The organism is Nonomuraea sp. NPDC003201, assembly GCF_053590415.1.
The window spans coordinates 48144-74017 of sequence record NZ_JBSFTC010000003.1; the positions used below are offsets into that span (position 1 = coordinate 48144).

At 69.6% G+C, this 25874-nt stretch carries 27 protein-coding genes, 1 tRNA gene and 1 pseudogene; 15 read left to right on the top strand and 14 right to left on the bottom strand.

Features of this window, described 5'->3' with window-relative positions:
• The first annotated feature begins 69 nt into the window (after positions 1-69).
• From ACWDX9_RS02710 to ACWDX9_RS02720, 3 genes are all read left to right on the top strand, one after another.
• Positions 70-615, top strand: a complete 546-nt coding sequence (locus ACWDX9_RS02710) for a TetR/AcrR family transcriptional regulator (protein WP_363977382.1) — start codon at positions 70-72, stop codon at positions 613-615.
• A gap of 139 nt (positions 616-754) precedes the next feature.
• Positions 755-2095: a glycoside hydrolase family 6 protein gene (locus tag ACWDX9_RS02715; protein ID WP_449948165.1), complete on the top strand. Its 1341-nt coding sequence runs from the start codon at positions 755-757 to the stop codon at positions 2093-2095.
• Between the two features lie 107 nt (positions 2096-2202).
• The gene (locus ACWDX9_RS02720; RefSeq protein WP_449948168.1) at positions 2203-3183 is read left to right on the top strand and encodes an LLM class flavin-dependent oxidoreductase; all 981 of its coding nucleotides are present in this window, start codon (positions 2203-2205) and stop codon (positions 3181-3183) included.
• 100 nt (positions 3184-3283) lie between these two features.
• Here the strand turns inward: ACWDX9_RS02720 and ACWDX9_RS02725 are convergent, their stop codons facing one another.
• Positions 3284-3685 carry a hypothetical protein gene (locus tag ACWDX9_RS02725; protein WP_449948171.1) on the bottom strand — a complete coding sequence of 134 codons (402 nt, stop codon included), beginning with the start codon at positions 3683-3685 and terminating at the stop codon, positions 3284-3286.
• Between the two features lie 40 nt (positions 3686-3725).
• Entirely contained in the window at positions 3726-4469 is a 744-nt protein-coding gene (locus ACWDX9_RS02730) for a PAS domain S-box protein (RefSeq protein WP_449948172.1), read from the bottom strand.
• A 77-nt stretch (positions 4470-4546) separates the two neighbouring features.
• Between ACWDX9_RS02730 and ACWDX9_RS02735 the strand changes: the two genes are divergently transcribed.
• Both ACWDX9_RS02735 and ACWDX9_RS02740 read left to right on the top strand, forming a co-directional pair.
• Complete coding sequence (locus ACWDX9_RS02735) at positions 4547-4828, top strand: hypothetical protein (RefSeq protein WP_449948173.1); 282 nt, start codon at positions 4547-4549, stop codon at positions 4826-4828.
• A 14-nt stretch (positions 4829-4842) separates the two neighbouring features.
• Positions 4843-5628 carry a MerR family transcriptional regulator gene (locus ACWDX9_RS02740; protein WP_449948176.1) on the top strand — a complete coding sequence of 262 codons (786 nt, stop codon included), beginning with the start codon at positions 4843-4845 and terminating at the stop codon, positions 5626-5628.
• A 13-nt stretch (positions 5629-5641) separates the two neighbouring features.
• On the opposite strand, the gene ACWDX9_RS02745 is transcribed toward ACWDX9_RS02740, so the two are convergent.
• Positions 5642-6313 carry a macro domain-containing protein gene (locus ACWDX9_RS02745; RefSeq protein ID WP_449948178.1) on the bottom strand — a complete coding sequence of 224 codons (672 nt, stop codon included), beginning with the start codon at positions 6311-6313 and terminating at the stop codon, positions 5642-5644.
• 204 nt (positions 6314-6517) lie between these two features.
• On the opposite strand from ACWDX9_RS02745, the gene ACWDX9_RS02750 reads away from it, so the two are divergent.
• Positions 6518-8173, top strand: coding sequence for an ADP-ribosyltransferase domain-containing protein (locus tag ACWDX9_RS02750; RefSeq protein WP_449948181.1), 1656 nt, complete (start codon positions 6518-6520; stop codon positions 8171-8173).
• A 78-nt stretch (positions 8174-8251) separates the two neighbouring features.
• Here the strand turns inward: ACWDX9_RS02750 and ACWDX9_RS02755 are convergent, their stop codons facing one another.
• The 3 genes from ACWDX9_RS02755 to ACWDX9_RS02765 form a co-directional block, all read right to left on the bottom strand.
• Complete coding sequence (locus ACWDX9_RS02755; RefSeq protein WP_350732479.1) at positions 8252-8644, bottom strand: hypothetical protein; 393 nt, start codon at positions 8642-8644, stop codon at positions 8252-8254.
• A 151-nt stretch (positions 8645-8795) separates the two neighbouring features.
• Positions 8796-9980, bottom strand: a complete 1185-nt coding sequence (locus tag ACWDX9_RS02760) for a PucR family transcriptional regulator (RefSeq protein WP_449948184.1) — start codon at positions 9978-9980, stop codon at positions 8796-8798.
• 190 nt (positions 9981-10170) lie between these two features.
• Positions 10171-11136 (bottom strand): aminoglycoside phosphotransferase family protein, encoded by a 966-nt coding sequence (locus tag ACWDX9_RS02765; RefSeq protein ID WP_449948187.1) that lies wholly within the window; start codon positions 11134-11136, stop codon positions 10171-10173.
• A gap of 28 nt (positions 11137-11164) precedes the next feature.
• Here ACWDX9_RS02765 and ACWDX9_RS02770 point away from each other — a divergent pair.
• A pseudogene (locus ACWDX9_RS02770) lies at positions 11165-11278 on the top strand (ATP-binding cassette domain-containing protein); the annotation flags it as partial.
• Between the two features lie 65 nt (positions 11279-11343).
• The gene (locus tag ACWDX9_RS02775) at positions 11344-11556 is read left to right on the top strand and encodes a hypothetical protein (protein ID WP_449948189.1); all 213 of its coding nucleotides are present in this window, start codon (positions 11344-11346) and stop codon (positions 11554-11556) included.
• On the opposite strand, the gene ACWDX9_RS02780 is transcribed toward ACWDX9_RS02775, so the two are convergent.
• Positions 11540-14680, bottom strand: a complete 3141-nt coding sequence (locus ACWDX9_RS02780) for a BTAD domain-containing putative transcriptional regulator (RefSeq protein ID WP_449948192.1) — start codon at positions 14678-14680, stop codon at positions 11540-11542. The two genes, ACWDX9_RS02775 and ACWDX9_RS02780, sit on opposite strands and share 17 nt — an antisense overlap.
• A 219-nt stretch (positions 14681-14899) precedes the next feature.
• Positions 14900-15064, bottom strand: a complete 165-nt coding sequence (locus tag ACWDX9_RS02785; protein WP_449948194.1) for a hypothetical protein — start codon at positions 15062-15064, stop codon at positions 14900-14902.
• Positions 15065-15148: 84 nt separating this feature from the next.
• Between ACWDX9_RS02785 and ACWDX9_RS02790 the strand changes: the two genes are divergently transcribed.
• A complete protein-coding gene (locus ACWDX9_RS02790) occupies positions 15149-16165 on the top strand; it encodes a LysR family transcriptional regulator (RefSeq protein ID WP_449948196.1) in 1017 nt (338 codons plus the stop codon).
• A gap of 129 nt (positions 16166-16294) precedes the next feature.
• Here ACWDX9_RS02790 and ACWDX9_RS02795 read toward each other — a convergent pair whose 3' ends face one another.
• Both ACWDX9_RS02795 and ACWDX9_RS02800 read right to left on the bottom strand, forming a co-directional pair.
• The gene (locus ACWDX9_RS02795) at positions 16295-17137 is read right to left on the bottom strand and encodes a hypothetical protein (protein ID WP_449948199.1); all 843 of its coding nucleotides are present in this window, start codon (positions 17135-17137) and stop codon (positions 16295-16297) included.
• A 186-nt stretch (positions 17138-17323) separates the two neighbouring features.
• Positions 17324-17396 (bottom strand) — tRNA-Arg (locus tag ACWDX9_RS02800).
• A gap of 190 nt (positions 17397-17586) precedes the next feature.
• Between ACWDX9_RS02800 and ACWDX9_RS02805 the strand changes: the two genes are divergently transcribed.
• The 5 genes from ACWDX9_RS02805 (at position 17587) to ACWDX9_RS02825 (ending at position 22253) form a co-directional block, all read left to right on the top strand.
• Positions 17587-18789, top strand: coding sequence for a sensor histidine kinase (locus tag ACWDX9_RS02805; protein ID WP_449948202.1), 1203 nt, complete (start codon positions 17587-17589; stop codon positions 18787-18789).
• A complete protein-coding gene (locus ACWDX9_RS02810; RefSeq protein ID WP_449948204.1) occupies positions 18786-19418 on the top strand; it encodes a response regulator in 633 nt (210 codons plus the stop codon). Before ACWDX9_RS02805 ends, ACWDX9_RS02810 begins: the two co-directional genes overlap by 4 nt.
• A gap of 279 nt (positions 19419-19697) precedes the next feature.
• Positions 19698-19991 carry a hypothetical protein gene (locus ACWDX9_RS02815; RefSeq protein WP_350732493.1) on the top strand — a complete coding sequence of 98 codons (294 nt, stop codon included), beginning with the start codon at positions 19698-19700 and terminating at the stop codon, positions 19989-19991.
• Between the two features lies 1 nt (position 19992).
• Positions 19993-20724 (top strand): prolipoprotein diacylglyceryl transferase, encoded by a 732-nt coding sequence (locus tag ACWDX9_RS02820; RefSeq protein WP_449948207.1) that lies wholly within the window; start codon positions 19993-19995, stop codon positions 20722-20724.
• Complete coding sequence (locus tag ACWDX9_RS02825) at positions 20721-22253, top strand: radical SAM protein (RefSeq protein WP_449948210.1); 1533 nt, start codon at positions 20721-20723, stop codon at positions 22251-22253. Before ACWDX9_RS02820 ends, ACWDX9_RS02825 begins: the two co-directional genes overlap by 4 nt.
• Positions 22254-22259: 6 nt before the next feature.
• Here the strand turns inward: ACWDX9_RS02825 and ACWDX9_RS02830 are convergent, their stop codons facing one another.
• The 3 genes from ACWDX9_RS02830 to ACWDX9_RS02840 all read right to left on the bottom strand — a co-directional run bounded on the left by ACWDX9_RS02830 (position 22260) and on the right by ACWDX9_RS02840 (position 23531).
• Positions 22260-22484 carry a hypothetical protein gene (locus ACWDX9_RS02830; protein WP_449948212.1) on the bottom strand — a complete coding sequence of 75 codons (225 nt, stop codon included), beginning with the start codon at positions 22482-22484 and terminating at the stop codon, positions 22260-22262.
• Positions 22474-22926 (bottom strand): hypothetical protein, encoded by a 453-nt coding sequence (locus tag ACWDX9_RS02835; RefSeq protein WP_449948214.1) that lies wholly within the window; start codon positions 22924-22926, stop codon positions 22474-22476. The genes ACWDX9_RS02830 and ACWDX9_RS02835 overlap by 11 nt, the downstream gene beginning before the upstream one ends.
• A gap of 146 nt (positions 22927-23072) precedes the next feature.
• Entirely contained in the window at positions 23073-23531 is a 459-nt protein-coding gene (locus ACWDX9_RS02840; protein WP_350732503.1) for a MaoC family dehydratase, read from the bottom strand.
• 263 nt (positions 23532-23794) lie between these two features.
• Here ACWDX9_RS02840 and ACWDX9_RS02845 point away from each other — a divergent pair, with 263 nt between their 5' ends.
• Positions 23795-24976, top strand: a complete 1182-nt coding sequence (locus tag ACWDX9_RS02845; protein ID WP_350732505.1) for an ATP-binding protein — start codon at positions 23795-23797, stop codon at positions 24974-24976.
• A 103-nt stretch (positions 24977-25079) separates the two neighbouring features.
• Here the strand turns inward: ACWDX9_RS02845 and ACWDX9_RS02850 are convergent, their stop codons facing one another.
• Complete coding sequence (locus tag ACWDX9_RS02850) at positions 25080-25871, bottom strand: MauE/DoxX family redox-associated membrane protein (protein ID WP_449948216.1); 792 nt, start codon at positions 25869-25871, stop codon at positions 25080-25082.
• Positions 25872-25874 lie beyond the last annotated feature (3 nt).

A 25874-nucleotide genomic window follows, 5' to 3' on the forward strand; every position in this document is an offset into this window, starting at 1 on the left:
TACGCCCGTTTACTAGCCGCGCGGCAAGTGGGGGGTGCGTTCAGTAGAGTTCGGGGTGTGGATGCTCAGGTGTCTGAGGCGAGGCCCCGCGACCGCGAGGCCACTCGCGAGCGGATCCTCCGTGCGGCCCGCACGCTCTTCGGCGAGCAGGGGTACGAACGCGTGACCGTTCGCATGATCGCCGCTGCCGCGGACGCCAACATCGCCCTGGTCGGCCGCTACTTCGGCTCCAAGGCCGGTCTCTTCGGCGCGGTCCTGGACGGGGAGCCGACCATAAGGGACCTGTTCGGCGGCGACCGCGGGAGCCTGCCGCGCCGCCTGGCGGAATATGCGGCCGAGCGCATGGAGCACCCGCCGGAGAGCCCGATCCTGCGCACCCTCGAACGCTCCGCCGGAGATCCGGATATCCAGGCCGTCGCCCGCGAGCGCCTGATCACGGCGCTGCTCGACCCGCTCGAGGAGCAACTGGGCGGCCCGGACGCCCACGCCAGGGCCCGCATGGCCACGGCGGTCTTCCTCGGCATCGGCGCCATGCGCCGCCGCCTCGGCCCCGAGGCGCCCAGCCCGGCCGACGTCGACCGCCTGACCGCGGTCTTCGAGGCCTGTCTGCGCTGAAAGTTTCACCCCCTGCCATGGGCCTGGCCTGGGAAGACGTGGATGGCAGCGATCGGATGTCTTTGAGCGGGCACTGACGGTTACCTACGATCCGAGGAGCCGGTGGGAGCGCTCCCACATGACGGACGGAGTGAATTTCATGTTTCGCAGAAGGCCCGTCCTGGCGGTGCTCCTCTCGGCGGCCGCCATGGCCGCGGCGGGGGCGATCGTCCTGTCCTCGTCCACCGCCGAGGCCGCCGACTCCGCTTTCTACGTGGATCCGCAGACGAACGCGGCGAAATGGGTCGCCGCGAACCCCAACGACAGCCGCACCCAGGTGATCAGGGACCGGATCGCCGCCGTGCCCCAGGGCCGGTGGTTCGCCACGTACAACCCTGCCACCGTGCGCAGCCAGGTCGACGCGTACGTCGGCGCCGCCGCCTCGGCGGGCAAGGTCCCGATCATGGTCGTGTACGACATGCCGAACCGCGACTGCGGTGGCGCGAGCGCGGGCGGCGCGCCGGACCACGCGTCGTACCGGGCCTGGATCGACCAGATCGCGGCCGGTCTCGGCGGCCGGCCCGCCACGATCGTGCTGGAGCCGGACGCGCTGGCGATCATGACGAACTGCATGAACGCCTCGCAGCAGGCCGAGGTCAAGGCGTCCATGGCGTACGCCGGGAAGAAGTTCAGGGGGACGTCGTCGCAGGTCAAGGTCTATTTCGACATCGGACACGACGCCTGGCTGGCCCCCTCGGAGGCCGCGTCCAGGCTGACCGGCGCGGACGTGGCCAACAGCGCCGACGGCATCGCCGTCAACACCTCCAACTACCGCGCCACCCCGGGCCTGGTGTCGTACGCGAAGAGCATCATCGCGGCGACCGGCGTGTCCAGGCTGAAGGCGGTCGTCGACACCAGCCGCAACGGCAACGGGCCGCAGGGCAGCGAGTGGTGCGACCCGGCGGGCCGCGCCACGGGCATCTGGAGCACCACGAACACGGGTGACTCGGCCGTCGCCGCCTACCTCTGGGTCAAGCCGCCCGGCGAGGCGGACGGGTGCATCGCGAGCGCGGGACAGTTCGTGCCGCAGCGGGCTTACGACCTGGCCGTCGCCGCCCCGCCGCCCACCGTCGGCCCGACCGTGACCCCGACCGTGACGCCCACGGTCACTCCCACCGTGACGCCGACCACCGGCCCCGCGGGATGCGCGGCCACGTACAAGGTGACGAGTCAGTGGCAGGGCAGCTTCCAGGGTGAGGTCACCGTGAAGAACACGGGTTCGGCCGGCATCGCCGGCTGGAAGGTCGGCTGGACGTTCCCGAACGGGCAGACGATCACGCAGCTCTGGAACGGCAACCTCTCGGGCAGCGGCACCGTCACCGTGACGAACCTCAACTGGAACGGCGCCCTCGGGGCCGGAGCGAGCACCACGTTCGGCTTCGTCGCCAACTGGAACGGCCAGAACGGCGTCCCGTCACCGGTGACCTGTACGGCGTCATGAGACTCGATGGGCCCCTGAGCCCGCCAGGGGCCCATCGGTGAAATAACGGCGCCTTCGCGGCTGTTGTCCAGAGCCAGGTCGAACCGCTCTGCGAAAGGCGCGTACTCATGACTCTGCCGCTGTCCATCCTTGATCTGGCGATCATCGGCGAGGGCGAGACGGCGGCGGACAGCTTCGCCGCCAGCGTGGCCCTGGCCCAGCGGGCCGAGGACCTGGGCTACCGGCGGATCTGGTACGCCGAGCACCACAACATGGCCAGCATCGCCTCCTCGGCGACCAGCGTGCTCATCGCCCACGTCGCCGCCCACACCCGGACGATCCGCCTCGGGGCGGGCGGCGTCATGCTCCCGAACCACGCTCCGCTGACCATCGCCGAACAGTTCGGCACCCTCGAAACCCTGCATCCGGGACGCATCGACCTGGGCCTCGGCCGGGCGCCGGGCAGCGACCAGCAGACCATGCGCGCCCTGCGCCGCACCCCGTCGGCCGCCGACACGTTCCCGCAGGACGTCCTGGAGCTGCAGGGTTACCTGTCGGGTGAGTCCCGGATCCCGGGCGTGGACGCCACGCCGGGCAAGGGCACGAACGTCCCGCTCTACCTCCTCGGCTCGTCGCTGTTCGGGGCTCAGCTCGCCGCCGCGCTGGGGCTCCCGTACGCGTTCGCCTCGCACTTCGCCCCGACCGCCCTGGAGGAGGCCGTGGCGCTCTACCGGCGTGACTTCCAGCCGTCGGCGCAGCTCGACCGGCCCTATGTCATCGCCGCGCTCAACGTGATCGCGGCGGACACGTCGGAGGAGGCACAGGAGGAGTTCCTGGCCTCGAAGCGGCTGAGGGTGAGCAGGTTCCTGGGGCGGGGGCGCACGTTCACGACCGAGGAGGCGGACATGATCCTCGGGTCGCCGGCCGGGCAGCAGATCGTGCAGATGGCCAAGTATTCGGCGGTCGGGGACGCGGCGGAGGTCAAGGAGTATGTCGACCGGTTCGCCAAGCTCGCCGACGCCGATGAGCTGATCGTCGCCTTCTCGGCCACCGACAGGAAGGTCTGGCTGCGCTCGGCGGAACTGCTGGCCGAGGCACACGGGCTCTGATCAACGGAGGAAGCGGGCGGACGTGGCGGTGGAAGCGGGCGGGGGGAGCCCGATCGTTCGGCCCTGAGATGGTCGGCGGTCAGCGCCGAGGGCCGGTCTTCTATCCTTCGCCGAGCAGGCGTCTGCGCAAGTAGGGGCCGGTGGCCTCGGACGTGGGCACGGGAGCCATCCCCGCGGCGATGAGCTGGGCGCGCAGGGCGACGACGGTGCGTTCGAGCGCGCGGATCTGGGCCTGGAGCTGGCCGATCTGGTCGCGCATCGCCGTGGTCGTGCCCTGCTCGCCGATCAGGTCGGCGCCGAGCTGGGAGGCTTGATTCTGCACCCTGCTCAGCTGTTTCTCCATCTGGCTGAGCGCGTCCTCGTAGATCGTCTTCGCTCTGAGGAAGGCCTCGGCGTCCACCTTGGAGCGTTCTAACTCGGCTTGGCGCTCGGCCTGGAGGATGGCGGTCTGCTGGGTCTTCTTGTTGGCGTCGGTGGCGGAGCGGAAGGCCAGGTATGCCACGCCGAGCGGGACGATCCCGAGGGCGACCTGGATGAGGATGTCAGTCAGCGTGGCCTCCTTCCACTGGGCGTATCACGCCGGTGTACGTGATCCCGTCGTCGCTGTGCCAGGCGTTGACGGTCAGCGCGATGGCGAACTCCGTGCCGTCGCGACGCAGGCCGACCAGCGGAATGATCCGACCGGCCAGCTCGGAGTGGCCGTGGACGCGGACCTTGGTCAGCCCCATGTCGTGCCTGTCGCGGAAACGCGCCGGCATGAGCATCGTCAACGGCCGCCCGACCGCCTCGTCGGTGCTCCAGCCGAACATGGTGGCGGCCTGCGGATTCCAGGACTGGATGATCCCGGCGGCGTTGGCGACGATCACCGCCGAGCCGGAGCCCGGGAGCCGGTCGAGCGTGACGGCCTCCGGCCAGGTCGCGATCAGCGTGATCCAGCCGCCGAACGCCAGCCACACCGCACCCCCGACCCAGCCTCGCGGATTGTCTCCCGTGAACGTCGAGGCCAGGAACACCAGCCCGTACAGGAGGACCAGCGCGGTGGCGGCGGCGAAGGCCATCCGGTCGGAGCGCAGGAACATCTGCACCAGGCACAGCATGCCGGTGGCGAGCCAGAGCACCGCCCAGACGTCAAGCGGCGCGATGGAGGCCAGCACGGCATAGGAGGGGGTGGCACGCTGGCTCGCCGGCGCGAAGGCCAGCGAGGCGGCGATGGCCAGAGATAACAGGCCGACGAACGCCAGGGACGCGCCGCGCCGCCCGATCCGCCGGAGGACTCTGTTACTCACGGTGGCAAGACTAATGCAGCCAGTTAATGTTTCGCGGGATTGTCAGCCGAGAGCCGAAGCGCAGGCACAGTGAGGCCATGCCGGGCTTCGCGAGGCTCACCGTCGAGGAAGCACGCACCCTCACCCGCGCCGAGCTCCTGCCGCGGATCGAGGAGGAGCAGAAGTACTGGTACGACCGCATTCACCGCCGCCGGATGAAGCCGGGTGACGACGAGGCGTTCAGGACCTTCAACCGGATTCTGCACGTCACCGCCGACCTCGGCCGCACCCACGCGGTTCCGGCCCGACTCGCTGGTCTCGCGCATCGCCGCCGCCCCGGCCGACCTCACCGACGGCGCATCAAGGCCCGGGCGGGGTGAGCGATACTGAGCTGATGGCCATCCTCACCGTTGGCCGGGCGGCCGCGCTCGTCGGGGTCAGCGTGAAGACGCTGCACCACTGGGACACGATCGGCCTCGTACGCCCGAGCGGGCGCACCTGGGCCGGATACCGGGTTTACTCCGACGACGACGTCGCCCGGATCCACAGAGTCCTCGTCTACCGGGAGCTGGGGTTCCCGCTCGCCGAGATCGGCCGGGTCCTCGACGACCCGGACGTCGACGCGCGCGACCACCTGCGCCGGCAGCGGTCAGAGCTCGTGGAGCGCATCTCCCGGCTGCAGAAGATGGTCAGCGCGGTCGACCGCATGCTGGAGGCGTCGAAGAAGGGGATCCGGTTGACCCCGGAGCAGCAGGTCGAGATCTTCGGCGACGACTGGCAGCCCGCCTGGGTCGAGGAGGCCGAGGACCGCTGGGGTGACACCGTGCAGTGGGCACAGTACGCCGAGCGGGCCGCCGCGATGACACCGGAGGACTGGAAGGGCATCGCGGCCACGACCGAAGCTCTGAACGCCGACCTCGCCGCCGCGATGCGCGCCGGCGTCGTGCCCGGCTCCGACGACGCCGACGCCCTGGCCGAGCGCCACCGCGCGCTGATCTCGACGTACTTCGACTGCACGCACTCGATGCAGGCGTGCATAGGGCGGATGTACGCCGCCGATCCCGGGTTCGCGGAGCACTTCGACGCGGTCGCACCGGGCCTGGCCGCCTGGCTGCGCGACGTGATCTTCGCGAACGCGAAGGCGCACGGCGTCGACCCGGAGTCCGCGGTCTGGGAGTGACCTCGCCGCGGCGTCAGCCCCGGGGGCTGTCGGTGGGCGGCTTGATCCGGACCCGCTCCTCGGGGCGGCTGTCGATGTCGTCGAGCTGCTCGCGGATCGTCCTGCGCAGGTCGTCGTAGTCCTCGAAGCGGTAGTCGTTGAACAGCGTGTAGCCGGTCCACATCAGGTTGGCGCACACCTTCGGCGGCACCTGGCCCGTCGCCGCGCCCATGCCGACCAGCGCGACCGACCTGATGCTGCCCGGCTCCTTCTCGTTCTGCATGTGGATGGCCTGGAACGCGGCGGCGCACGCCATGGCCACGTTCAGCGTCTCGCTCACGTCCTGCGCCGACTGCACCATCGTCGGCGTCGAGATCAGGAATTTCGGGTTGGTCGCCCCGGACGGCACGCACACGGCACTGCCCACCGGCAGTGACCCGTCGAACCGGTCGCGGATCGCCCGCTGGACGCGTAGCTGGATCCCGGCCCCGAGATGCCGCTTGATGACCGCGTCGACCCCGCCGTCCATCCGCCCGCGGGAGTTGGTCGGGCTGACCCAGGCGTCGGCCTGCTCGGAGAGGATCGAGCCCTTGTGGATCTCGACCTCAGGGGTGTCGGCGAACGCGGCCAGCCACTCTTGCACCACCTTCGCGTTGACGTCCACCAGGACCACCTTGAGCGGCGGCTGCACGGGATCGACGGTCATGGCTCACTCCAGGCGAGGGGAGGGACGTTTCCAGCGGACACGAACATACAGCTCCACAACGACAAAACCGGATCTTGCCTGGGATGTGTGAATGATCTCCGCGTATGCGAACGCATCACATTCGGGATCTTCACGCGGCACAATGCCTCCACCTCAGTCCCCTGTGCCGCCACCGGCACGCCTCGCCGACCCGGGAGCCCATCGATGCGCGACGCCGACACCCCCTCGTCACCTGACGCCGACCCCACGTCGCCCGGACCGGATGACGCGCACAGTCCGGGTGACCCGCTGGCCTTGGCCGACCTCTTCAAGGGCGGCGGCGAGCCGTGGCTACCGCTCCTGAAGCCGGTCATCGAGGCACAACCGGCCGCCGCCACCTTCATCGGCCCGAACCGCAGCCCTCAGGTCGTCCCCGTCCGCGAACTCACCTTCCAGGCGCTCAAGCCCAACCCGCCGCACAAGTGGAAGGTCGTCGTCTTCGGCCAGAACCCGTACCCGCGGGCCGAGAGCGCCACCGGCATCGCGATGTTCGACAACACCTTCCACGACTGGGCCGACAGCCAGTTCGGCAAGGTCATCACCATCCGCTGCATCATCAAGGCGGCGGCGATGTGGAAGCACGGGATCCCCAAGAAGACGCCGATCGCCAACATCCGCGCGCTGCTGAAGCAGCACGACACCGTGCAGCCGCCCGAGTGGTTCCAGGCGATGCTCACGCAGGGCGTGCTGCTGCTGAACGCGGCGCTCACCGCCAGCGGCGACGGGGCCATGGGGACCGACCAGCACACCGCGTTCTGGCGGCCGGTCGTCGAGAAGCTCGTCGAGGAGATCCTCAGGGCCAAGCAGAACGCCGACGAGGCGGACCGGGGCGTGGTGTTCGCGTGGTGGGGGGCGCACGCGCGCAGCCTGAAGGAGGTCGTGCTCCGGCTCCAGAAGAAGTACCCCGAGGTCGAGGTCCGGCACATCGACCACCCCAACCCCGCGGCGCAGGGCGACATCTTCTGCGACGGTAACCACTTCGCCGACGTGAACGCGGCACTCGCGGCGCTCGGCGCCGACGAGATCGACTGGCTGCCCAGCAAGGGGTGGAACAAGCTCGCGGCGCAGGGCGGCGGGGCGGACGCGGACACCGCCGACCGGATGGGGGCGTTCATCGCCTCCACGATGGAGCTGCACAAGCTCTATCTGGAACGGCTCGCCAGCGTCAAGGACGAGGGCCTGGAGCTGCCGGCGATCACCGGCGTGTTCGACACCCCGCTCATGGACTTCCGCGAGGCCGTCTCCCCGGTGGCCAAGCTGCTGTCGGGGCTCGACTGGCACACGGAGCAGTCGTACCGGTTCGGCGAGAAGCAGTCGGCCGATGCGGTGGACGGCCTGTCGGCCGACGAGATCGCGGCTCTCTACCTCTACACCTGCGAGTCGGCGTTCTACCGGCAGATCAACGCCACCCTGCGCAATCCGGACCGGACCCGCATCGTTCCGTACCTCCCTTACCTGCGACTCCTGTTCTCGGCCGTGTCGCGCCTCCCGGCCCGCAAGGAACCGCTGTGGCGCGGGGTGTCGCTGGACCTGCGGGCGCAGTACCCGCTCGGCCGGACCGTGACGTGGTGGGGCGTGTCCTCGTGCACGTCGGAACTCGGCGTGGCCCAGGCGTTCCTCGGCCGCCGCGGCAAGCGCACCCTCTTCGAGGTGCACCCCGCCCGGGCCGTCGGCATCCGCAGCTTCTCCGCGTTCACCGGCGAGGAGGAGTTCATCCTGGCCCCGGGCACCCAGCTCAAGGTGACCGACGTCAAGGCGGAGCGCGGCGGCCTGTGCACCGTGACGCTCACCGAACTGGCCGAGCAGCACCTGGTGGCCTGAGCGACTCCGATCCCCGAGCTTGGCGACGCGCCTGAGCCACCCGGTGGTTCCGGGTGGCTCGGGGGACGGATGGACCGGTCAGAACACCGTTTCGGCGTTGGCGGAGCGTACGGTCCACGGCGGTCCGCACGTGCCGCGCCCGGTGAACCGGTTCCCGGCGAAGATGATCGGGCTGGCGAACTGGTAACCGTCGGAGCAGGTCACCAGGATCCTGATCGCCCCGGTGAACACCGAGCAGTCGATGTCGATGTAGTACGCCGGGATCGGGACGCTCCGGGAGCACGAGTAGGTGGCGGTCAGCGCGGCCCCGCCGTCCTTGCCCTGGGCGTCCTTGAGCGTCGTGGTCGACTGGTCGGTGAACCCGCGTTCGGGAGCCGCGGCGGCCGAACCCGTGTGAAGCGCGACAGAGAACAGCAGCGCCGTGATCGCGGCCAGCACGCCGACGAGCATTCTTCTCGCATGTACTGCCATGTGATCGAACCTTTCGCTGGATTTCCCTTTCGGCCCGGCCGAGCCTTACCAGTGATACTTTCGCCAAGCCAGGAGCGCCGGTCATCGTCACTTCGGGAGAACCTCCGCCATGGCGCCGGGCCGGCGGTTATCACTAATGTCAAAATGGCGGTCAGATAAAGCCGTGCTCGTTCCACGCGCCGGCCAGCAGCCGGGTGACGGTGGTGCTCAGCACCCGGACGCCGTGCGTGGAGCCCGGCTCGATCCCGACCAGCTCCCGCACCCGCCGCAGCCGATAGTCGAGCGTGCGCGGATGGATGTGCAGCGACTCGGCCGTACGCAGCCGGTTCATGTCGTTGCGGTAGTAGGCGTCCAGCGTGGGCACCAGGTCGGGCCCGTCGCCGAGCCGCCGCGCCGTCTCCCGTAGCCACTGGTCCACCTGCGGCGTCTCCACCGCCCCCAGCTCCGCGAACACGTCGGCCACCCCGTACGGCCGGCGCGGCACCCGTTCGATCGGCGCCACCCGGCTGACCTTCCGCGCCAGCGCGGCCGCCGGGACCAGCGCGCGGCGGCGACCGTGGGCGGTGCCGACCGAGCACGGCCGCCCCACGACCTCGGCGACCGCCCGCGCCAGCGCCAGCCCGGATCCCTCGGCCGCCGCCCGGTGCTCCGGCCGCGTCCCGTGGTACGGCACCAGCGCCACGAACTCGTCCGGTTCCTGCCACCCGAACGGTATGCGGTGCCGCTGCAACAGGGTGCCTATGACCTCCTCCCGGCACTGCTCCGGCGGCTCCGTGGCCACCCGCACCACCGTGACCAGATAGTGCTCGGTCACCGGCACTCCGAGGCTCCCGGCCAGCTCGCCGGCCATCGGGTCGTCGTGCAGCACCATGGTGGCCAGCAGGTGGACGCGCGAGGCCGTCGGCAGGAACCGCTCGTACCCCCGGAAGTAGCCGCGGGTGTAGACCGCCTGCGCCGCCGTGCCCTGCTCGGCCAGCCAGTCGATCATGCGCATCGTGTCGGCCAGATCGCCGGGCCCGGCCGCCTCGGAGATCTCGCGCAGCGTGAAGGCGGCATGCAGCGCGAGCGCGCCGCGCTGACAACCCGGTGCCACGCCCTGTGCGCCGCGCTGCTCGCCGACCGACTCGATGAAGGCCAGGTCGCTTTCCAGCAGCGGCTCGCCGGAGGCGGCCAGCTCGGCCGTCCGACGCCGTACGACGACCGCGAACTCCATCATCGACGCCCGCGATCCGGACTCGATCGCCTGGAAACCGGCGATCTCGCCGGCGCAGGCGTCCACCACTCTCCTCGCGTTGTCGTCGGCCCTGCGTTTGAGCATGCCGAAGAGGTCCCCCATGTCGAATTCTCCCCGTGACGTCGCCGTCGTTCATGTCTCATCTGGAACGCGCAGTGCGATATTCGTCGGCGGGGTTGTTTCGTATCAGTGGGCTTTTCCGGTGTTTTCGGTCACCCAGCAGAAACGGGGGTGTGGCCAGGTATGAAAGGAGCATTCCTGGATTTCGGACCGCCGAGGTCCGGTGAAAGTTTCATGACGACGGCCAGCGGGATCCGGAGCTCAGGATGCGGTCCAGAGTGCGTCGGCCCATCCGGCTCATGGGCGGGTTGGTCTTGAGGTAGTACCAGACGACGCCCATCGCCTGCTGGAAGGCCCACGCCTTGCCGCGCTCCCATTCCAGGTCGTCGCACCCGAGGTCCAGGCGGAGCACCTGCCGCGGCCCGGCCTCGAGCAGATGCCAGGCACTCACAAGATCCAGAGCAGGGTCGGCCGGTCCGAAGCCGCCGACGTCGAGAACCCCGGCCAGCCGACCAGCCGAGACGAGCACGTTGCCCGGAATGAGATCACTGTGGGTCATCACGTCGGCGTCCTTGCGCGGCAGGCTCCGAAGGTCCTGCCACAGCCGGCGAAGCCGGGGGACGTCGAGGAGTTGTTCGCTCTGCTCGAAACAGGTCTCCATCCAGCCGTCATGGGCTTGAAGGTCGCCTCCCCGGCCCTGGCCGGCGAACGTGCGGCCACGCGTGTCGATCGCGCGCAGGTCATTGATGAGATCGGCCAGGTCGTGGGCGAACGCGACCGATTCGCCCGGGTCCTCATGGGTGGCCACGTCGCCGGGCAGCCAGGTCTGCACCGACCACGGGAGGGGGTATCCCGCGCCGGGCTCACCGAGCGCGACGGGCTCGGGCGTGGGAAACCGCGTGCGACCTGCCAGCTCGCGGGCGGCTTCCGCTTCGGACTCCAGCCAGCCTCGAATCGCGTCGACGTGCCCGTCCTGCAGAGGGAACCGAGCCGCGAAGCGGTCGCCGATGCGAAAGATGGCGTTGACCGTCCCGTGGGCCGCGATGCCGGTGATCGGCAGGCTCCGCCACTCGGGGAACTGCTCATCCACCAAGGCGCGTACTGTCTCCGGTGACACCGTCAGCTGGTTGGCGTGCATATCCACGCCGGAAGCGTTCCGCGTCGCGGCCCTCGCCCGCAACGGTTTTTCGGCCGCCACGAGTGGGCGAATGCGTCTCCCACCTCGATCGGCGTCCTACTCCGGCGGCATGCGCCGCAAGCTGGACCTCGCCATGACGCTGGTCGGCGACCCGCAGATCATCTTCCTGGACGAGCCCACGACGGGACTCGATCCGCGTGCGGTCTCGCCGCGAAGTCGCCGGAGAGCGCGGGCCTCGCCGGCGTCCCACTGATGATCCTTCCCTTCTTGAGCAGTGCATTCGTGCCGGCCGACAAGATGGGGCCGGGTGCGCGGCAGTTCGCCGAGTACCAGCCGTTCATCTCGATCATCGAAACCCTGCGCGGGCTGCTGACCGGCGCGCCGTCGACGGGCTCGGCCATCACGGCGATCGCCTGGTGCGTGGGGATCATGTTCATCGGCTACTTCTGGGCGCGCGCGTCGTTCACGAAGCGAGCGTGATCTCGGCCAGCTCGCGCCAGTCCCTCCGCGCACCGTCATGGGTCGCCTCGGTGAACAGGGTTTCGCCGAGGCGATTCAGCGTGTCCGCGGCGATCCTGGAAGCGTCCGGCAACGAACGATCCGGCGTACCGCGCACGCTGTCGCTCGCCCCGAGCAGCCGCGCGGCCTGCTCGTACTGTCCCTGGCGCAGCGCGAGATCCGCGATCCCGATCAACACCTCGGCGACCGCCGGTAGATACGCATGCTCCACAGTCTTGCGGAACGCCTCGGTCCGGTGCGCGCGGGCCGTCTCGAGATCCTCGGTGAGGTAGCCGTACAGGTCCATGGTCTTGGCAAGGATGGAGCCGACCCTGTCCGAGTCGCCCAGCACCGCCCGCACCGTGGCCAGGTGCTCGCGTGCCTGTTCCGGCTCGCCGCGCCAGCGCGCCAGCACCGCCTTCGACAGCGCCAGCTCGGCAAGCGCGTCCGGCCATGCGATCCCGCCCGCGCACCGCTGCGCTTCTGCCATGGCGGACGTGCTGGATCGCTCATCGCCGAGCAGCCAGTACAGCTGAGCCTGCCGCGCCCGCAGGCCGATCACGTCCTCGGTCGCGCCTATCTCGGTCAGCGCCACGGCCGCCTCTTCGTAGTGCTCGCACGCGCGCGTGAACTCGCCGCGCATGGCGAGCCGTTCGGCCAGGAAGGTCAGCGCCAACGAGATCCCCCACCGGTCACCCAGCGTGCGGAACTCGGCAAGGGCGATCTTGGCGTCGACGTCCACGTCGGTCTCGTCGCCGCCGAGCGTGAGCCGGAACCGGCCACGAGTGAGCCTGGCCTGCGCGCGCACCCATGGATCATCATCGGTGATGAGCGGCTCCAACGCTGGCAGGAAGTCCGTCGGACCCTCCAGGATCCGCTCCAGCAGCCCGACGAACCCGAGCAGGGGGTGGTGATACCCGCTGCGCTGGGACAACCGGTACGCCTCCTGGATCCACTCCTGCGCCTTGTACTGATCGCCGCCGACCCCGGAGCTCACGAAGATGGTCACGATCAGGCACGCCAACGCCCGCACCTCATCGGACACCTCACCGGGCAGCGAGACCGCCGCGATGCTCAACTCGGCGCCCTCGACCCTGTGCCTGCTGAAGTAGTACCAGCCCGCGGCCCCTACCAGCCGCACCGCCTCCTCGGCCCATCCCTCGGCGGTCGCCCCGCGCAGGGCCGCGCTGATGTTGTCGTGCTCGGCCTCGAGCGTGGACAGCCATTCCAGTTGCTCGGCCCGACGCAGGTGCGGATCGGCCGTCTCGGCCAGCTCGGTGAAGTACGCAAGGTGCGCCCGGCGCGCCTGCTCGGTCTCCCCGGCCTCGGCGAGCCGGTGCGCCGCGTACTCCCTGATGGTGTTGAGCATCCGGTAGCGCGGCGTGTCCTCGCCGTCGGCGAGCAGCAGCGACTTCTCCATCAACGCGGTGAGCACGTCGAACACCTGCTCCCCGGCGAGCGCCTCGCCCCCGCACACCCGTTCGGCCGCCTCCAGGCTCGCCCCGCCGGAGAACACCGACAGCCGCCGCAGCACGCCGCGTTCGGCCTCGGTCAACAGGTCCCAGCTGTAGTCCACGACCGCGCGCAGCGTCTTGTGCCGGGAGAGCGCCGTACGGCTGCCGCCGGTCAACAGACGAAAACGGTCGTCGAGCCCGCGTGCCAGCTGATCGACGGACATGGTGCGCAGCCGTGCCGCGGCCAGCTCGATCGCCAGCGGCATCCCGTCGAGCGCCCGGCAGATCCGCGCCATGGTCGCCAAGGTGTGCGCGTCGGAGCCGACGTCCTTGCGCACCAGACCCGCGCGGTCCCGCAGCAGCCGCACCGCGGACGAGGACGCGACCTCGGAGGGGTCGGCTCCCTCGGCGGGCAGCGCGAGTGGCTCGACCCCCCACAGCACTTCCCCGAAGATACCGAGCGGTTCCCTGCTCGTGGCCAGGATCCGCAGCCTGCGGCACTCTCCCAGGAGCCGATCCGCGAAGGCCGCGGCCGCCTCGATCACGTGCTCGCAGTTGTCCAGGATCAGCAGGATCGTGCGCTCCCGGACCGCGGTGATGAGTCGATCCATCGGGTCCCCGGCCCGCGCGCCGCCGAGCAGTGCCTGGTCACGCAGGCCGATCGCGGTGAGAACGGCCTGCGCCAGCTCACCGCCTGCCCCCACCGAGGCCAGTTCGACCAGCCACGCCCCGTCCGGCAGCTCGGCGAGCATCGTTCGCGCGGTCTCCGTGGCCAGCCTGGTCTTGCCCGAGCCGCCCGCCCCCGTCAAGGTGACCAGCCGGTGCTTGACGGCCAGTTCGGCGACCGCGGAGATGTCGTCATCCTTGCCGACGAAACTCGTCAGCTCGGCGCGCAGGTTCGTCCTGTGGTTCTCCGTCCGCCGGCCCAGCTCGCCACGGAGCAACGCGGTGTGCAGCGCGGAGAGCTCGGCCGACGGATCGGCGCCCAGCTCCTCGGCGAGCCGCTCGCGCGTCCGCTGGTACAGGGTCAACGCCTCGTTCTCACGTCCCGCCTCGGCGAGCGCTCGCATCAAGGCCGCCACGAACCCCTCCCGCAGCGGGTACGTGGCAACCAGGTCGGTCAGCTCGGAGACCAACTCCGAGCCGTGGCCGAGGCGGATGTCGGCATCCACCCGATCCCCGAGCGCGGCGACGTAGAGCTCGTTCAGGCGCGCGACCGCGGAGTCGAACGCGTCGCTGCCCTGCAGCGCGATGTCCGCCATGGCCGTACCACGCCACAGTGCCAAGGCCGGGCGCAGCAGATCCGCCCGCGCCGCAGGCTCGGCGGCACGGGCCTGACCGACCAGCTGCTCGAACCGGGACACGTCCACGGCATCAGCAGCCAGGGCCAGCCGGTATCCACCGGAATCCGCCTCGATCACACCGGCCGGCAACACCCTGCGCAGCCTGGACACCAGCGCCTGCAAGGCGTTCACTTCGTCCGCGGGCGGCTCTTCCCCCCAGATCCAGTCGACCAGCCTCGCCCGCGTGACGATCCGGCCGGGTTCGAGGGCGAGCGCCGCCAGCAGTGCGCGCAGCCGAATCCCCGGAACCTCTACCACGGCCCCGTCATGGTTCCGGACCTCGAACGGTCCGAGCAATCCGACTCGCATATCGGTAATTGTGCCGAACCGCGGCGACGACTACCGCCACCGCATGCAATCCGAAGGCGTTGTCGCAGGTCAGACGAACGTGTTGGGCCTTCAGCGACCCCTGCGGCAGCGGCGGGTGCTCGCGGCCTGAGCCCCGCCGGCAGCCGGGACCGGCCCGTAGCCTGCCTCCGGTCGGCCAACAGGTCAATCCAGGGCGCCGTGATCCCCGCTGCCGCGGCACTACGTCGTGCCCGTGCTGAACCTCCTGTGCTTCGGCCTCTTCGTGGGCCACCCGTTTGTGATGTTCTGAGCCGTCAGCCCCGGCGGGTGAACCAGGCTCAGGAGGACACCGATCTGGGCGGGCGACAGCGGCATGCCGCTGAGCAGCTCTTTCATGGGGATCATGGGTCCACCCTGACGGAGATCACGACGCCGGGTCCAACACCGGAAAGGCCGGGATTAACGCGGATCTGTTGTTAATGTTGCCGCGTGGACCTGCATCCCCGGCTGCTCAGGGTGTTCGTGACCGTCGCCGAGGAGCTGCACTTCGGCCGCGCCGCCGCCCGCCTGTACGTGGCCCAGCAGGCGCTCAGCCGTGACGTGCGGCGGCTGGAGGAGCAACTCGGGCAGGCGCTGTTCACCAGGACCACCCGGCGCGTGGAGCTGACCCCGGCGGGAGCGCGGCTGCTGTCCGGGGCCAGGCGGCTGCTCGCGCTGCATGACGAGCTGGTCGCGGAAGTCTCCAGCGCTCGGGGACCACTGCTCGTGGACGTCAACATGCAGGGGCACGAGCCGCCGCGGCCGCTGGTCAGGGCCAGGGAACTGGCGCCGGGAGTGGAGATCCTCGCCCGCTTCCACGGCGGGCTGGCCTCCGGGGCCGCCGCCATGCGTGAGGGGCGTCTCGACGTGTCGTTCGGCCGGTTCGCCGGATTGCCCGCTTCCGTGCGCAAGGGGCTGGCCCAGGTGCCCGTACGGCTGGACCCGCTCGCCGTGCTGGTGTCCGAGGAGCATCCCCTGGCCGCGCTGGAGGCGGTGCCGCTCGGCGTGCTGGCCGATTTCCCGCTGGACGCCATGGCGGGCAACCCCGCGACCACCGAGTGGACCGACCTGGGCGAGCGCCTGGCGGAGGAGTTCGGGCTCACCCTTGCCACGCCACACGCGCCGCCGGTCGGATCCCACGAGATGGGCCTCTACCTGCAACGGCACCGAGAGCCCGTGCTGGCCACGTCGAAGGTCGGCGGAATTCCGGGCGCCGTGGTGCGGCCGCTGGTCGATCCCGTGCCGCTCGCCCTGGAGAACCTCGTCTTCCCTGAGGGCCTGCGGCATCCGGGTCTGGACGCGCTGCTCCAGGCCGTGACGGAGATCCGAGGCATGGAACGCCGGCTGTCCCGGCCGCCGCACTCCTGGCTGCCCGAGGCCGACGAGACGCTGCTGAAGCGGTCGGGACATGGTCACGGGGATGGCGTCTGCGAGGCGGGCCCGGGTTCGGGACGGCGGTCGGCATGACCGAGGCGACCCGCAACGACGTCGGCGGGCAGCGAGCCCGTCGATCACGCTCCGTGCGGATCGTCCTGACAAGCACGAAGGCCCGCTCCAGGGTTTCCCTGGTGGCGGGCCTTCCCGGGGTGCCCATGGTCAGTCCGCAGGGGCCGGTTCGACATGATGATCGTTGTAGGGGAAGAGGTCATCACCGTGATCGACGACGGTGCTGCACCGGTACCGGACAATCTCGATCTTCGACGCCGGGTCGAGGTCCTCGTCGTCTCTCCACTGCACGTTGTGCGGATCCAGGGCCTCGTCCACGTTGTAGTGCAATCGGCCGTCGACCAGGTAGTCGCGGCGGAAGTCAGTTCTCCACTGTGAGTTGCTCCCCCAACCGTGCGAGAGGTCGCGGGTGGATCGTGATCGGCGCCAGAAGGTCCAATACAGGCTGGAGCGATCGGCAACCCCCGCAACCAGATGCCGCGCCCCGGCGGTGACAACCACCCCGGCCCGCGTCAGCAGCATCGATCCCATCATGTAACCGGGCCAGCGCTCCTCGATGATCGAGGGTGGCTCATCGGGATCGTCGACCGGCCGCACCTCGACGACCTCGTGGAAGAACGGATGGAAGCCCCGCCTGCTGATCCGGTCCGCGCGCAGCGCCTCACAGAAGGCGGGATAGACGCCGACCGGTGGGTAAACCTCGTTCGGGCTCGCTGCCGAATCGTCCGGGGGATCCTGGTAGTTCAAGATGAGCAGGTCGAGGATGCGGTTCACGGCATACAACCGCACCAGCGGGCTGTATCCCCTCCTGGGCGGCTCTCCCAGAGGGATCAGGTGACTTTCGGGCCGGCCTGCCTCCCGCACTTCCGCCACGTGCCCCGGATGCTCATCCAGCCACCGCAGCAGCATGTCGCCCAGCCCGTCGCCCTCGTGGTCAAGGACGCCCTCGTACAGGGAACGCCAGTGGTGACCCGAATAGACATCGTCGTCCATGTGCCCCAGGGTTCCGTACGACGGCGCTGCCCTTCACCAGCCACCCGATCCGGGCGCTCGACCCTGTTGAATAAGCGTCTGACTACCGAATCAGACGGTTAACCTCGGGGGCGTTGCTGTACAACGCTGCTGTATGACCACGAAAAAGGCCCTTCGGGCTAATGCCGAAGGGCCTTTGAGCTGGAGCGCGGCCGACAGGAGTCGAACCCGTAACCTTCTGATCCGTAGTCAGATGCTCTATCCATTGAGCTACGGCCGCTCGCTGCGTAAGCAAGCATAGCGGGTTCTGCGGAGTACCTCGAACCAGATATGGCAACCATGGGGCCCGCTCCCTCCATCTTGCCCGTGATCTCGCTGGTTGGCCGGGGGTGGCGGTACATCGAAGGGTGTATCCACAGGCGGGTCCCGCGCAGGAGGGAACAGGGCGTGTGGGGTGGTGAGATGGGGACATGAAACGGGTGGCGGTGGGGGCCGGGGTGGCCTTTGCGATGGGGGTGGTTCTCATCGCGGGTGGGGCCGCGCTCCAGCGGGGCGTGCCCGTCTGGCTGCTGTGCGTGCCGCTGGCCATCACCTGTGCCGGGGTGCTGGTGCGGGAGCGGGCGCCCCTCGCCTCGCTGGGGCTGGGGGTCGTCGCGGTCACGATCGACGCGTTCGTGGGGCCTTCGCTGGCGACGGTGCTGATTTTCACTGACAACCTCTATGCCGCGGCGCTCTACGGGCCGGCTCGGTTCGCTCGGTGGCTGCTCGGGATCACCGCCGTGCTGGCGGTGGCGGCCGGGGCCGTGGCCGGGTTCCTCGCCGCGGACTGGCGGATGCTCGCTGTCATGGGGGTGCAGGCGGGGCTGGTGCTGGTGACGCCCGTCACCACGGCGCTGGTGTTGCGGGAGCACCGGGATCGGGCGGCGGCGGAGCGGGAGCGGGCCGAGCAGGTGGCTCATCTGGCCGAGCTCGACCGGCAGGCGGCCGTCGCGGCGGAGCGTACGCGGATGGCGCGCGAGCTGCACGACATGATCGCGAACCATTTCAGCGCCATCGCCATCCAGTCCACCGCCGCGCTTTCGCGTAAGGATCTCGATCGGGCGACCGTGCGGAAGGTCATGGAGTCCGTACGGGAGAACAGCGTGAAGGGGCTGGCCGAGATGCGGACGATGATCGGGCTGCTGCGGCAGGAGGGTGACGACCCCGCTGAGGCCATGCGGCCTCGGCTGGCCGATGCGGAGACGTTGGTGGAGAGGGTCACTCGGGCCGGGTTGGTCGCCGAGCTGCGGGTCGAGGGGGAGCCCCGGGAGTTGCCCGCACCTGTTGATCTTGCTGGGTATCGGATTCTGCAGGAGGCGCTCACCAACGCGCTCAAGCATGGGGACTCGCCCGTCCGGGTCGTCATCGCGTACGAGGCGGGGCGGGTTCTGATGAGTGTCGAGAACGCGGTCGGCGGGCGCGGGGCGCGGCTGCCTGGGGCTGGGGCAGGGCTGATCGGGATGCGGGAGCGCGTCTTGTTGGTCGGTGGTTCTTTCGAGGCAGGGGCTTCAAGGGACGGTGATCTGTGGCGGGTGTCGGCTGAGTTGCCCACCGGTGATGAGCAGGCGGTGCCGTACGCGGCCGTCCTGGGCCTTGGTTCGCGGGAAAGGGAGTCGGGGGTCGAGGCGCGGTGACGATCAAGGTGCTGGTGGCCGACGATCACGCGGCGGTCCGGGCGGGGATCGTGCTGATTCTGGACGGGGCCGAGGACATCGAGGTCGTCGGCGAGGCAGCGGACGGGGAGCAGGCCGTGGCCATGGCCCGGGAGGTGCGCCCGGACGTGGTGCTGATGGACGTGCGGATGCCGCGGCTCGACGGCATCTCGGCCACGCGGGAGCTGGCGGGGGTCAGCGATGTGCTGATCCTGACCACGTTCGATCTCGACGAGTACGTCTTCGGGGCGCTGCGGGCCGGGGCCGCCGGGTTCCTGCTGAAGAACACCGATGCCGAATCGCTGGTCGAGGCCGTACGGCTGGTGGCGCGCGGGGATGGGCTGATCTCGCCGGGGGTCACGCGGAAGCTGATCGCGGCGTTCGCCGGGCAGGCGCCGCGGAGGGAGCCGGTGGCCGATCCGGGGAGTTTGACGCCTCGGGAGCGGGAGGTGCTGGCCTGCATCGGGCGGGGGCTGTCGAACGCTGAAATCGCCAGAGAGCTGGACATGGCGGAGGCCACGACGAAGACGCATGTCAGCCGGGTGCTGAACAAGCTGGGGCTGAAGAGCCGGGTGCAGGCGGCGATTTACTACTCGGGGGAAGGGACGTAGAGGCTTAATCTGGGCGTTGTGAGCACGCCACCGCCCCCACCCCCGGAGCAGCCCGGAGAGCCCACCCCGCCTCCGGGGGAAGGGTCATCCGAGGGGCAGGCCGGTTGGGTCCCCCCGTCTCCGGGGGGCGGATCCGGGCAACCGCCGTATGGACCGCCGCCTCCGTACCCGAGCGGCCCCGGTCAACCGCCCCACGGTCAGCCTCCGTACGGTCAGCCCTCTTATGGGCAGCCGCCCTATCCTCAGGGGGCGCCGGCGGCTGGGCGTACGTCTACGGGGGTGTTCGTCGCGTTGGCGTTCGCCGGCGTGGCCATCTACAGCGTTTTCAACATCGTCATCGGGCTGCTCGTCTTCGTCGCCGCGTTCGGCACATCCGACAGCGCCACCACCCCGTACCTGGCGGTCGGCGCGATCTTGCTCGCCCTCATCGGCCTGGGCGCCGGCGCGGGGCTGCAGTTCGTCCGCAAGCCGTGGACCAAAGGCATAGGCCTCGGCCTCATGATCGGATGGGCGCTCTGGTCCATCGTGACCGCCGGCTTCTGCACGGGCCTCAACCCCGGCCTGTACACCTGACATGCCCTACCACGAGATATTCGTCGGCCTGGGCGTGCTCGTGGCCTCCGTCGTCTTCGTACGGGAGGCGCGGCGGAGGGGCGCGCTCAACGAGCAGTCGCTGACCGCCGTCGCCGGCGCGCTGGTAGGGGGAGCCATCGGGATGCGGCTGGCGGGCTGGCTGGAGACGCTGGATCTCAAGGACCTCTGGCTGTACGGCTCCCGCAGCATCCTCGGCGGCCTGACCGGCGCGTACGTGGGCGTGCTGCTGGCAAAGAAGATCATCGGCTACAAGGAGCGGACGGGAGATCTGTTCGCCCCGGCCGTCGCGCTGGGCATGGCGGTCGGCCGGATCGGATGCCATCTGACCGAGGCGCCGGGCAGGCCGACCGAGCTGCCATGGGGAGTGCACGCGCCCCCGACCACTCCCGAGTGCCCCGGGTGTCTCACCGGGCAGGCCATGCACCCGTCGTTCATCTACGAGATCATCTTCCAGCTCGCCGCCTTCGTCGCGCTCCAGTGGGCGCGCAAGCGGCTCACCCAGCCGGGCGAGCTGTTCACGATCTACGTCGCCGCGTACGCCGTCTTCCGCTTCCTCGTCGAGTTCACCAGGGCGAACGAGACGGTCTGGCTCGACCTGACCAGGCCCCAGTGGTTCCTCGTCCCGAGCCTGCTGCTGCTCGCCCTCAGGCTCGGGTACGGCTGGCGGCGCGGCTACTACGATCCCCTGTTCGAGCGAAAGGTCATGGCATGAGTGCAGGTATGGGTTTGCGGGGCGACCGCATCCACAGGTACGTCAACGCGTTCTGCCCCCACTGCCACGGCCAGGACCTCGACGAGGTCGAGCGGCTGAGCGGCTATCTGGCTGAACGCGACGGCAGGATCTGGCTGGAGCGTGGCTGCCGCGAACACGGCCTAATCAAGACGTTGTACGACGAAGACCCAGAAATCCTGAAATATCTCGAAGAGTGGACCGCTCCGACCAAGCAGCACGTACCCGATGTTTCCGGGAACTTCCTCCCCATCCCTTCCGCCTACCTCCACGGCCTCCCCGAAATGCAGACCCAGCACACCTGCATTCTCCTTGAGGACATCGCCGAAGCCTGCAACCTCCGCTGCCCCACCTGCTTCGCCGACAGCTCCCCCGACCTGACCGGCATCGTCCCCGTCCAGGACATCCTCGCGAACGTCGACCAGCGCCTCGAAAGGGAGAACGGCAAGCTCGACGTCCTCATGCTGAGCGGCGGCGAGCCCACGCTCCACCCCGAGCTCAAGACCCTCCTCACCGAGCTCGAACAGCGTCCCGTCACCCGCATCCTGATCAACACCAACGGAGTCCTCGTCGCCAGGGACGACTCCCTCCTCGACCTGCTCACCGAGCACAAGGAGCGGGTGGAGGTCTACCTCCAGTACGACGGCCCGTCGGCGGAGTCCTCGAAGCACCACCGGGGCGGCGACCTGACGCGCATCAAGGCCCAGGCCGTGAGCAGGCTGTCCGAGCGGGAGATCTTCACGACCCTCGTCATGACCGTCGCGCTGGGCGTCAACGACGGTGAGATCGGCGACGTCGTACGCCTCGCCCTCGACACGCCGTACGTGGGAGGCGTGTCGATCCAGCCCCAGTTCGGGTCCGGCAGGTCGGGCGCCATCGACCCCATGGACCGGCTCACCCACACCGGCGTGCTCAAGCGCCTCGGCCCGCAGACCGACGGCCTCGTGACCTGGCGCGACCTGACCGCCCTGCCCTGCTCCCACCCCCATTGCTGTTCGGTCGGCTACCTCCTGCGCGACGACTCGAGAAGGTGGCGCTCGCTCACCGCGCTGATCGGCCACGACCGCCTCAAGCAGAACCTGGGCCTGGTCTCCAACCGCATCGCCGACACCGAGCTGCCGCGCGAGCTGCGCCTGGCCGTACAGGAGTCGCTGCTCGGCCTGCTGTCGGAGCAGTCGTCACTGTCGCACCCGCAGATCGGCGACCTGTGGCGGACCATCAGCGAGAACTGCGACCTGGGCATCTCCACGCTGCTCGCCCTGACCGTCAGGCGGAAGAAACTGCGCAGGATGCTGGGGGAGCGGGTGGTCCGGATCACGATCAAGCCGTTCATGGACATCTCGACCATGATCGAGGAACGGCTCGCGCAGTGCTGCGTGCACGTGGGGACGCGGGCCGAGCAGGACCAGTGCGCGCCGTTCTGCGCCGTGCAGGCCTGGCCCCAGCTCTCGCGGCAGCGCCTGTCGGCGGTGGCGGCGCGGCCGCGCGCCCCGTTCGAGGCGGCCCTGTAGGGGGAGTCACCGGGGGATGGCGGCCGTGTTCAGAACGATGTACTCCTTGGCGTCCTGCACCCTCGCCGCGGTGTACCAGAAGGGCGCGGTAGACGGCGAAGTCGAGTATCCGTACCCCACCGAGCCGTCCCCCGCGGCGAACGGCCTCTCCCCGAGCTTGGCCATCGTCCCGGTCGCGAAGTCGTACACGATGTTCAGCGGCACCCCCCGCTTCATCGGCTCATCCAGCACGCTGAAGATCGCATAACGGACGCCCAGCAGCCCAAGTCTGACGTTTCCGATCGGGCCGCAGCTGCTGAGGCAGGCCCTGCCGCTCGGACCCGTCCACGCGCTGTACGATCGCGCGCCGCCCCTGCGCTCCGACGCACCACTCCGGATGGCACTGCATCGACCGCACTCCGTCGGGCAGGGAGACCTCGGCCGACTCGCCGGTCTCCAGGTTGACGATCCGGTTCTGGCCCGCCGCCCAGGGCCAGTAGGTCAGCTGGAGCCCGTCGGTGCCGGGCAGTCGCTGAGGCGTCCCGCCGGTCACGGGCATGCGGTAGACACCGCCTCCTCCTCTGACCGACCACACGAGGGTGTCTCCCGAGATCCCGAACGACTCGACATCCTGCGCGATCTCGCCGACGCGCCTGGCCGCCCCGCCCGCTCGGGGCATGATCCAGAAATTCACCGGCCCACCGGCGAGCGGGCCGCGTCCTCGGAATTTCCGGCCAGCACGAAGCCGTACCGGAGCAGCGCGTCGCCCCGGGCTCGGACGAACTCGTCGAAATCCTCCACGAACCCAGGGATCACACGGGACGCGCTTCTGTTGCAAACCTACTCGGCGGGAACGTACAGGCTCAGCGTCTCGGCGATGCAGGCGGGCCGCTTCTCGCCCTCGATCTCGATCGTCATCTTCAGGTTGGACAGGTAGCCGGCCGGTGTGCCCTTCACGTCCGTCAGCTCGCCCACGGCCCTGATCCGCGCGCCGACCAGGATCGGCCGGGGGAAGCGGACCTTGTTGAGGCCGTAGTTGACGCCCATGGCGATGCCCTCGACCTTGACCATCGAGAACATGAACGACGGCAGCAGCGACAGGCTCAGGTAGCCGTGGGCGATCGTGGCCCCGAACGGCCCCTCCTTGGCCCGCTCCACGTCGACGTGGATCCACTGGTGGTCGTCGGTGGCGTCGGCGAAGAGGTTGACCTGGTCCTGGGTGACGGTGCGCCACTCGGTCGGGCCGAACTTCTCGCCGACGGCCGCCTTGAGCTCCTGAACATTCGCGAAGGTCCGCATGGATCCGAACGCTATTGCGCAGGCGGGACGGGTGCCAAGTTCGGCGTCGCCGCGACCTGTTGCGAAGATCTTTACTCGAAACCATCGCATAGGTGTTCGAGTCCGCGCTACAGTTCTGTGTACCGCAATCGAACAAGGGTTCGGCCTGGTGAGAGGGGGTGTGTCCGATGACGGTGCTCGCGACCGCCCCTGCTCGGACACGCCGTAGCACTTTCTTCCCAAATCTAAGACGGCCGCTATATCCGGCAATAAAGTCCGAGAGCGTGGACCCTGTGCGAAACCCCTACGCCCCCGGAGCCGGCCAGCGTCCGCCGGAGCTCGCCGGGCGCGACCGAGAGCTGCAGCAGTTCGAGGTCGTGCTGGAGCGGGTGGCCCGCGGCCGTCCCGAGCGCAGCATGGTCGTCACCGGCCTGCGCGGGGTCGGTAAGACCGTCCTGCTCAACACGTTCAAGTCCATGGCCATGCAGCGGCTGTGGGGCACGGGCAAGATCGAGGCCCGGCCCGACCAGTCGATCCGGCGCCCCGTGGCGGCCGCGCTGCACATGGCCATCCGGGAGCTGGCGCCGCGCCATCGCGCCCCCGAGCGCATCGAGGAGTTCCTCGGCGTGCTCAAGGCGTTCGCGATGCGCGATCCGGCGGCGGCCAAGGGCACCTCCCACTGGTCGCCCGGCATCGAGGTGCCTGCCAGCCGCGGGCGCGCCGACTCCGGCGACCTGGAGATCGACCTCACCGAGCTGTTCGTCGACGCCGCGAGCGTGGCCACCGACCTGGCCGTGGGCATCGCGCTCTTCATCGACGAGATGCAGGACGTCCCGGCCGCCGACGTCTCCGCGCTCTGCGCCGCCTGCCACGAGCTGTCCCAGACGGGCGGGCCACTGATCGTGGTGGGAGCCGGGCTGCCGCACCTGCCGAGCGTGCTGTCGGCAAGCAAGAGCTACTCCGAGCGGCTCTTCCGCTACGCGCGTATCGACAAGCTCGACCGCGAGGCGGCCGATATGGCGCTGATCCTGCCGGCGCGGGAGGAAGAGGTGGAGTTCACCCAGGAGGCCCTCGACGCCCTCTACGAGGCGGCCGACGGCTATCCCTACTTCGTGCAGGCGTACGGCAAGGTCGCCTGGGACCTGGCGCCGCGCAGCCCGATCACCATCGAAGACGTCAAGGTCTCCGCGCCGGAGGCCGAGGAGGAGCTCGCGGTCGGGTTCTTCGGCAGCCGCTACGAGCGGGCCACCCCGGCCGAACGCGACTACATGCACGCCATGGCGCAGATCGGCGACGAGCCGGTCGCCACCGCGGAGGTGGCCGACGCCCTCGGGCGAAAGCCGTCCAGCCTCTCACCCGCCCGTGACAGCCTCATCAAGAAAGGGCTCATCTACAGCGCCGAGCGCGGCCTGATCGCGTTCACGGTGCCGCACTTCGGGAAGTTCCTGCGCGCTCAGCCGATCTGAGCGGCGCCCCTAGACCTCTATTGGGCTGTCTAGTGGGGAAGCTAGACAGCCCAATAGAGTTATATCGCCATGCCTGTCGAGCGGAATCTAACGCTTTCTAGCGTCAGGCCGATACTGGCGTATATTCCGGCAGAGTCCCGTTGCCCGCCGCGCTGACCACGGCCATCCGCACCGCCGGGCGCCGACCGCTGAGGTAGACGGCGAAGACCACGTCGTCCGCTTCGTGGTTGCGGAAGGCGTAGAAGCGCCAGCACAGCTCGCGCCAGCTGTCGTACGGCTCGGCCGAGGTCAGCTCGCCCGCGTGGGCCCGCCAGGTGCCGCTCGACCTGAGCCTGGTCAGCGTGACCGACTCGGCAGGGCCGCGGCGCTGCTCGCAGGGGGCGCGGAACCGTACGCGGTCGATCAGCTCCTCGATCTCCGGGGAGAGGAGCGCGAGCACGGCCACGCCCGCGACCGTCAGCCACTGCGGGTGGACCACGGCCGCCCACCCCGGCGCCGGCGCCCACACCGACAACCCGGCCATCCCGGTCAGCGCGACCGTCCGGCCGACCGAACGCAGTCCGACCGGCGCCGAGCTCACCTCGCCGAAGCAGCCGCAGCCCGCGTCCGGCCGGCGTCTGCGCAGCTCCAGCAGTACGTACGTGGACAGCGCGAAGAACGCGACCGTACCCCACCGGAAGAACGGATGCGTCGTGACCAGCAGCCCCACGGCCAGGAACAGCTCACCCGCCGCGCAGACCAGCAGCGCGACGGCCTGCATCCGCCCCGGCACCAGGACCGCGGGCCCCAGCCTGGACAGCGAGCCGGGTTCGCCTCCCGTGCGCACGGTGATCAACTTGGCCACCATGCCCAAGAGGAGCAGCGCGATCAGAAGCGGCAGCTGCGATTCGAACACGTG